4 protein-coding genes are annotated in these 7865 nt (G+C 45.5%); all 4 read left to right on the top strand.

Annotation, left to right across the window (positions count from 1 at the left end):
• The first annotated feature begins 544 nt into the window (after window positions 1-544).
• The gene (locus ACXLDX_RS02530; protein ID WP_457575620.1) at window positions 545-4951 is read left to right on the top strand and encodes a PGAP1-like alpha/beta domain-containing protein; all 4407 of its coding nucleotides are present in this window, start codon (window positions 545-547) and stop codon (window positions 4949-4951) included.
• Window positions 4952-5165: 214 nt separating this feature from the next.
• On the top strand, window positions 5166-5705 hold the full coding sequence (locus ACXLDX_RS02525) for a hypothetical protein (protein WP_457575619.1): 540 nt from the start codon (window positions 5166-5168) through the stop codon (window positions 5703-5705).
• Between the two features lie 450 nt (window positions 5706-6155).
• A complete protein-coding gene (locus tag ACXLDX_RS02520) occupies window positions 6156-6554 on the top strand; it encodes a hypothetical protein (RefSeq protein ID WP_457575618.1) in 399 nt (132 codons plus the stop codon).
• 211 nt (window positions 6555-6765) lie between these two features.
• Window positions 6766-7824, top strand: coding sequence for a quinolinate synthase NadA (gene nadA / locus ACXLDX_RS02515; RefSeq protein ID WP_457575617.1), 1059 nt, complete (start codon window positions 6766-6768; stop codon window positions 7822-7824).
• Window positions 7825-7865: the final 41 nt, after the last annotated feature.

The raw sequence follows: 7865 nt of genomic DNA, 5'->3' as shown, positions 1-7865 counted from the left end.
CCGGCCTCTCACGCCGGGAACAGGGGTTCGAGTCCCCTTGGGGTCACCAGAATTTCAGCCAATAGAGTTTAATGATCTTTCTTAGCTCTATTGGCCTTTTTTTTGGACTCAATTCCTACTCTTTTTCCGTGGTTTCCTGCAATTATAAAGAATCCACCTGCTCTTCTGTTTCCCTGTACTCTCAAAAACCACCTCTCCAAATTCAGTGCTCTGGACATATCGGGATCAATCCATTCTATAATTTTTTTTTTGATGATGATATATTATAACCGCACAGAGCTTCCACAGACTGTCAGCGGTTCTTTTGTTCTCAAAACCCTAATATACATGCGGGCAAAAGATACCGTGAAAATAAGGTGCATGTATACAGTCAATGTCGTTAACTTAGACAATGAGCCCCATTCTGTTCTTTTCTGAGGGGCACTTAAACCCGTCCAAGGGGGCTTGACTGCAGCCGTCCTGGCTGCAGGTTTATTAACGGCATTGTGCCATACAGTTACCTTGTATTTGATACGACAGAAGGAATCAAAACTGAAGGATCTGCATGAAGGAAACGATCCATATTATCATAAATCTTTTCAAGGGGAGCAAGCTGGTTCTATTGACGGAGGAAAAAGGTAAGTGGGAGAAAATAATGTATAATTCTATAGGGTTTCTGAAAATTATTCGTGTTATATTATTGTGTTGGTTCTGTGTTAGCGGCAGTAATCCAATCCTTGCCAAAAACATAAACAGTACAGGCATACATGACAGGCAGGAAACAATCATCAAGCATGTACTGGAAGAAACCGGAACCACCTTTGCTGTAGGTCCTGGAACTCACTGCACTTATGCATCTTATCACGGCACCACTTTCTGTGTGGAGATAGTTGGCCCCGAACGCGCGAACAAGGCTGTACGGTACGGTCTGAACTATCCACTCACTGATAAACGTGGCTATTGCTCAGGAAAAACCCTGGTGTGGATATATGCATGGAATTCACCGGCAGCGGCAAAGGATTATATCCTGAAGCAGATTAAACTATGGGGATCTGCTTCCAGGCGTACCTTTCATGATAAAACAGCCTTAGGTTTAGGATCGGGCAAAAACATTGATTCATGGCAGGCCGGCCGCTTTGTTTTTACTGTTAACAATCCAAAACCTGAATTAAACCTCGGTTTTTCTAAAATGGAATTCGCAGAAGAACTCTATCGAATTAGTGCAGCTTCTGGTCTGATTTCAGACAAAGGTAATGTCATCCACGATGCAGACCGGGACGGAATCCCTGATAACCGAGACAAATGCCCCAATACTCCCTACGGTACAGCAGTTGAAATTGACGGCTGTGCAAAAAAAGACATGTTAGTTTCAGTCTCACCGAATCATTTTTCCAAAACAGGAGACATGGCCAGAATAAAAATAAGGCTTGTTGGAGGCAATACACAGAATATTTCCGCAAAAACAGTAATTCTGGAAAATGGAAACAATAGACTGAAAAAAATCACAGACTCATCGGGAACAGTTGATTTTATCGTGAAACACACTGATGAAAAACAACAATCCTATACATATGTTATTCATACTGACAAAATGAGTCGTAAGGTGACAATACCTGTGAACCGGATCGAAGCGTTTCTTGAAAAAAATCCGTTGACAGGTGAACCATACAAGGGAATTCTTGCAGATGGGAAAACATGGATAAAAATTATCATCAATACAAGCAGGTTACCCAGGGGGGTCCTGAAAGTCAAACAACCTTCACTGGGTACTGTTAAATGTATCGGCTCGGATTCTCAATGCACCACAATTCCACTGAATCACAAAAAACAGATAGCTCTGAAATACTGTCCACCTGTTTACCTGCAAAAATCAAGTCTCAATGAGAAAGTCATCCTGACCGGAAAAGCACGCAAAATAATAACCGATGCCATCAGCAGTGGTAGCTTTTACCTCAACTCAGGCAGACCACCAATGGCTGCCTCGGTTCCCGTTGAATTTGCTTACCAGTATCCCGACGGCCATCAAGTTCTTTTCACTGTAAATATTCAGCTCACCCGACCACCTGTCATGCTCGTACACGGATTTACAGGTGGCATGTCAACCTGGGGAAAGCTGCAGACCTACCTGGGTGGTGAGAGGTTTGATCCCGTTATCGATGAATACTATTCAGGCAATCAGGGGATCAATGCGCAATCAAAATCTCTATCAGCGAATATCAAGCGGGAACTTAAACGATACAGAGCGCTGGGATTCAAAGGGAAGTGCGTAGATGTTATCGGACACAGCATGGGTGGGCTTATTGCACGGAATTATATCCAGGGATATCCACAGTTTCGTGGAGATATCCGCAAACTGATCATGGTCGGCACCCCAAATCATGGAGTCAGTTTCACCGATTATGCAGCAGGTGTCTTTGTCAGTGACTTTCTTGGGAAACACCGTATTGCCGCCACCCAGCTTTACGCAGACAGTGCCTTCATGAAAGCTCTGAACAGAGGGGAAACAGCAGGCAGGCATTTGCGGCCCGGGGTTCAATATGGCAATATTTTCGGTATTACCGATGATTACGTTGTGCCTATGGCATCTGCATTCTTAAACGGTGTCAAATACAAGACACTTGAGCATACCGCTCACTCTCCGGCTGTTCCTCTGCCTGGTGTCGCCATAACTGAATCAAAAAAGGTATGGGACTGGCTGAGGACCTGGCTAACCCATGATATTCCAAGAACTGCCCTGAAAAACATGAGAGTGGAGATCGCTTCCGGGAGTGGAAAAGTATTCAAACGGACACTGGCTCTCAGGAATGGTGAGATCCGGGAACTCGAAAATACTGTCAAAACTTACCCGACCAGGGTTCTGCCCTGGGAAGATATCGGCTGTAAATCGACCAGCAACGCCCTTCTGCACCTGAACATCGGCAATCACCAGTGGGGAAGTATTCAGCTCAGTGAAAACAGTCTGATAGAACTTGGATTTCTGTCACCTCAATCTGTAACTGTCCGCGTACGTAAAGGAAGTGCCCGTTTTGTCAGTCTTGAACGTCAGGGAGGTGGCCATTTTACCGTATCAGTTGGTCCCGAAAACTCCGGTAACTGGTTTACATTTCATCCCAATGCTAAAGTTATCGGCCTTGACACCGATTTTATTGTCACTGTTCATCCGGATATGAGTGTTACCGTAAAAACCTTAAAGGGCCGGGCACGTATAGAAAGCAGTGCAGACAACTCGGACAGCTTCAAGATAATCAATCGGGGACAGACCGGAGAAATTTCGCAGAAAGGTGAAATCCGATTAAAGGCTCCCCTCCTCCCTCATGGCGGGCAGCAACCGATTTCAGCAAATAAAACCTCTCTCTTTCCTGTCAACACCTGGGAGCGGCACTCCCTCTCAGGTGGCCAGTGCACGATCCAGGGAAATCAACTCTGCATTGACGCAATGCAGCCCGGTGGAGCATGGTTTACAACATATCGACCTTACAAGCTGGTTGGAGATTATACCGTCCGGTTTGACATTAAACTGAATACGTCAGATAATCATTTCCCAATTCTTTACAGTGACGGTTTTATTTATATGATGATCGACTGGGGAACCATGCTGGCACATTATCAACCTGGCCGACCCTACAATCTGAAAGACGTAATGAATCTTGAACAGGGTCGCTGGTACAAAATACGTATTGAAGCTCACCCCTCTCAAAAATCCTTTGATCTGTATCTCGATAATAAGTTGATCAGTAAAGCTTCCGGCATTATTCCCATGCACGATGCTCATACTGCGCCCCCTCAGATAACAGACGGCAGTGTCATCTGGATGGGTGATGCAGACTCCACTGCTTACAGGGGTGGCAACTACAATCGAGGGAGTATCTGCTGGAGAGGTATTGCGGTAAGAAAGGCTGCGTATCCTGTAAATTCAGTTAAAAACAGGCTCGAAAAGTCGGAAGACTATGTCTGGATTCTCAACAGCAACCATCAGATATTCCGCTGGAATGGAACAGGCTGGAAATATATCCCACGAAAAGCGACTGATATCGGCGTCGGTTCCAATGGCACGGTATGGATCACAGGTGACGACGTTTTACCCCACGGTCATTCAATTTCCCGCTGGATGGACGATGTTCAGGCCTTTGTCAGGTTATCCGGAGAAGCCGTCAGAATCGATGTCAATCATTTCGGCATCCCCTGGGTAGTCAATAACAGGGGAGATATTTTTCGCTGGAAAGACCGTCACTGGGAACATGTTCCCGGCAAGGCGACAGATATAGGAATCGGGCCGGAAGGGAGTGTATTTGTCCTCGGGGTAAATCGGGTTCAAGGTGGGTATGGAATATACCACTGGAACGGTTCCGGATGGGATCAGTACCCGGGCGGAGGAATCCGTATCGATGTTGACTCTTCCGGCAATCCATGGCTTGTCAATATCGACGGGAACATATTGCGGTGGAAAGATACAGGATGGGAACTGTTGCCCGGAAAGGCCAGTGATATTTCAATCGGCGGAAAAACCGCCTGGATTATCGGAGTTGAAAATATTACAGGAGGACACGGCATTTACAGGTGGAATGATCAATTGAGAACCTGGAAAAAGGTGCCGGGGGCAGCAGCAGCCATATCTGTTGGTTCTCCACCTGTTTCAAACGGATTTGTACCGCACCTTACCAGTGGAAGTTATCGGGTCGATCATCAGATTGGCGGTACGACATGGCATTCAACCTGGAAGCTCAAGGTAATAAACAGCAGGATAACCGGCACTTCGCAATGGGCCTGTTGCCCCCATAAGCGTGTTGATCCTATGACAGGTATTATTTCTGCAGATTCTGTTACAATCACGAGGGATTGTTCCGGCCAGGGATATAAAGGTCCATGCAGTCAGACATACAGAGGTAAACTGAAGAATGGCCGTATTGAAGGGGAAGCAACCGGTACCGGACTGGGGTTAAAAAATCACTGGGTTTTATATCTCAATCAGTAACAGAAGGACCTGAACCCATGACGATTTCAGGATTGTTGAAACACACATGAGAAGATATTACTACCGATTCGGGGGTTACATTCTGTTGAGCATGTCACTGGTCCTGGGCCTGGGCCCCTTTTACGGCAACCCGTTCAAGGGGCCACCGCCCTTTCAAAATAACTTCGTCAGATATATCCTTGCAGTAATATTTTTTTCAGGAGGGATTTTACTGATGCGTAAGGCCGGAAAAACTCTTCCCGGAATCCTCCTCAATCCCAGATGGTCCCATTTTCTGGGGGACGGAATAGTAATATTATTTTTAAGCATGATAGGCTATGGTCTTGTTTCCTGGGGTTTAATGAAAATCACCGGTATTGCTCCATACCTGTATGATCCTGTTGCAACAGGTATGATGGCAACAGCCTATATTCCGGTAACAATCCTGTTTGTTTTTTTCTTCAGCCAGTTTGGTCAACGTATTGAAATCAATAAAAATGGAATATGTGTTTATTCCATTGGAAAAACTCAATCGCTTCCCTGGGACAAAATCCTCGGTTTCAGCTTGAAAACCACAAGAACCATTACCGGAACAGCAGATTTTGTGGCCCCCAGGATGCTGCAGACAAAACTTGTCATTCATACCCGGAGAAAAACTGTAGAGATTGTTGAACCCGGATTAAAACAAACGAAGAAAAAACTCGTCGAGGAGTTGAAAAGAAACGCACCGGACCATTTTAAAGAAGATATCGACCATTTGAGTACGACCTGGTGAATATTCTTTCGTTTTCCATAAATGTTCACAGGTTCCGCTGATTTTACAGGCTATCATGTCAAGTATAACCCTCCTGTGGGTCAAAAGAGACCGTGAAAAGATGCACGATGCCTGTGCGCAATCACCATTACCCCGGCTCTGACGAATTGGTTATGGACCATGTCAAAAAAACTGTTTCATACAAAATTAATCTTGTTATAGTAGGGCGTTCAACACCCGATGAGAAAGAGTCTCACATTGACCAGATTCGAAGAACCTATAGACATAATCACCCGCAGGAGCGACAACTCTGTTATTTTATTTCATCTGAGTTGTGTTTGCTCACAAAGCTCATTTTTTCATAGGCCGAAACATTGGATAAAATCTTACAAGGCGCCTTGAAAATAATTAATTTTCAAAGTGACCTGCAGTTGTTTTATACCGGACCCTGATCACCAGACTCCAGTTGTTATGGAAGAAAAAAAAGATTCCACAGAAAAATTCAAGATATATTCGCCCGAACAGGCTTTTCAACACCTCACGAGAATACGATCTGAACAGGAACAACAACTTTATGTGGCAACAGATGAAGTGCTGTTTCATGTCTGGGACGCGCTCTGTATTTCCATTGACAAAAAATACAGGGACGAATACCTGCCCTACCTTCCCCACATTTTTGATCTTCTGAAAACCACCAGAGATGGCCGGGAAATATACGAATACCTGATCTATATAGAAGAAAGACTCGGTACACCTCCGGGGGACAATCTTGCCCCGAAACGTGCCACCCGTACAGTTGATATCCTCTTGAAATACCGTGATGCCATTCTAAGATCACCCGGTAACAGAGAGAAGCAGCCGCTTCTTTGAGAATCTATCGGATAAAAGAATAAGTTCATTTTTTCATTTTTTCATTTTTTGAAGTACAGGATTTAGGTTTCATTATTTCTCCATTAGACTTATATTCTCCTGCAAAAGAATCATTTTCATTCCTGGTTTTTACAATATCCAATACAGGGCACTTTGAAAATGGAGGTATTTCTTCAAAGTGATCTGAAAATTTGAGGCATAAAGTGCTACAATGACAACACAAACTACTGATCCGGAACAACCGTCACTTCCAGTAATCACGGTGCCCCCTCACCCGGTCTGGCCTGAGCTGACCGAAAAGGAAACCAGAGCTCTCAAGGACAGGATCAAAAAACTGCTGGAGGAACAGAACGGTGTCCTTGTTGCCCATTATTATACCAGTGGCGCCCTGCAGGATCTCGCAGAAGAAACCGGTGGCTGCGTCGCCGACTCCCTTGAAATGGCCAGATTCGGTACCGAGCATAAAGCGGAAACTCTTGTTGTAGCAGGAGTTCGCTTTATGGGTGAAACTTCCAAAATTCTGAACAATGAAAAGCGGGTTCTCATGCCCGAGCCGGCAGCCACTTGTTCCCTTGATGAAGGATGTCCCCATGAAATGTTTTCCTCCTTCTGTGACCGGTACCCTGACCATACAGTCGTTGTCTACGCCAATACCAGCGCGGAGGTAAAAGCCCGCTCGGACTGGGTAGTCACCTCCGGTATTGCCCTGCCCATCATCAATCATCTGGCAGAGAAAGGTGAGAAGATTCTCTGGGGCCCTGATAAACACCTGGGAAGATATGTGCAGAAGTTGTCCGGAGCTGAAATGATTTTCTGGCCGGGATCCTGTGTAGTTCATGAGGAATTTCGCTCGGTGGCCCTTGAGAGGCTGAAGAAACTCCATCCGGATGCAGCAGTTCTTGTGCATCCGGAATCAACGGAAGCGGTTATTGAACTTGCTGACGTGGTCGGTTCCACCACTGCCCTCATCAAGGCAGTAACTGATATGCCGAACCGTGAATTTATTGTGGCAACGGATGCCGGTATCTTCAACAAAATGCGCCAGCTGGCACCGGAAAAAATCCTCATGGAGGCACCGACCGTTGGCGAAGGGGCTACCTGCCAGAGTTGTGCCAACTGCCCATGGATGGGAATGAATTCCCTGCAGAACCTGGAAGAAGTGTTGAAAACTGGAAAAAATGAAATCAAGGTTTCCAGCGAACTTGCCTCAAAAGCACAGGTCCCCATCAGGAGGATGCTCGATTTTGCCAGAACCATGAAAAAAGCGTAAATTCCTGACTGGTTATTGTCTGTCCAGAAATGAGGATTTTT

Source organism: Desulfomarina sp., from assembly GCF_054039375.1.
Note: the sequence above shows the minus strand (reverse complement) of the source record. Positions and strands in the feature narration are given on the sequence as shown.

Excerpts from the sequence above, each read along its gene's own strand:
- ACXLDX_RS02530 (WP_457575620.1), top strand. The coding sequence starts at position 545 with ATGAAGGAAACGATCCATATTATCATAAATCTTTTCAAGGGGAGCAAG.
- ACXLDX_RS02525 (WP_457575619.1), top strand. The coding sequence starts at position 5,166 with ATGCGTAAGGCCGGAAAAACTCTTCCCGGAATCCTCCTCAATCCCAGA.
- ACXLDX_RS02520 (WP_457575618.1), top strand. The coding sequence starts at position 6,156 with ATGGAAGAAAAAAAAGATTCCACAGAAAAATTCAAGATATATTCGCCC.
- nadA (WP_457575617.1), top strand. The coding sequence starts at position 6,766 with ATGACAACACAAACTACTGATCCGGAACAACCGTCACTTCCAGTAATC.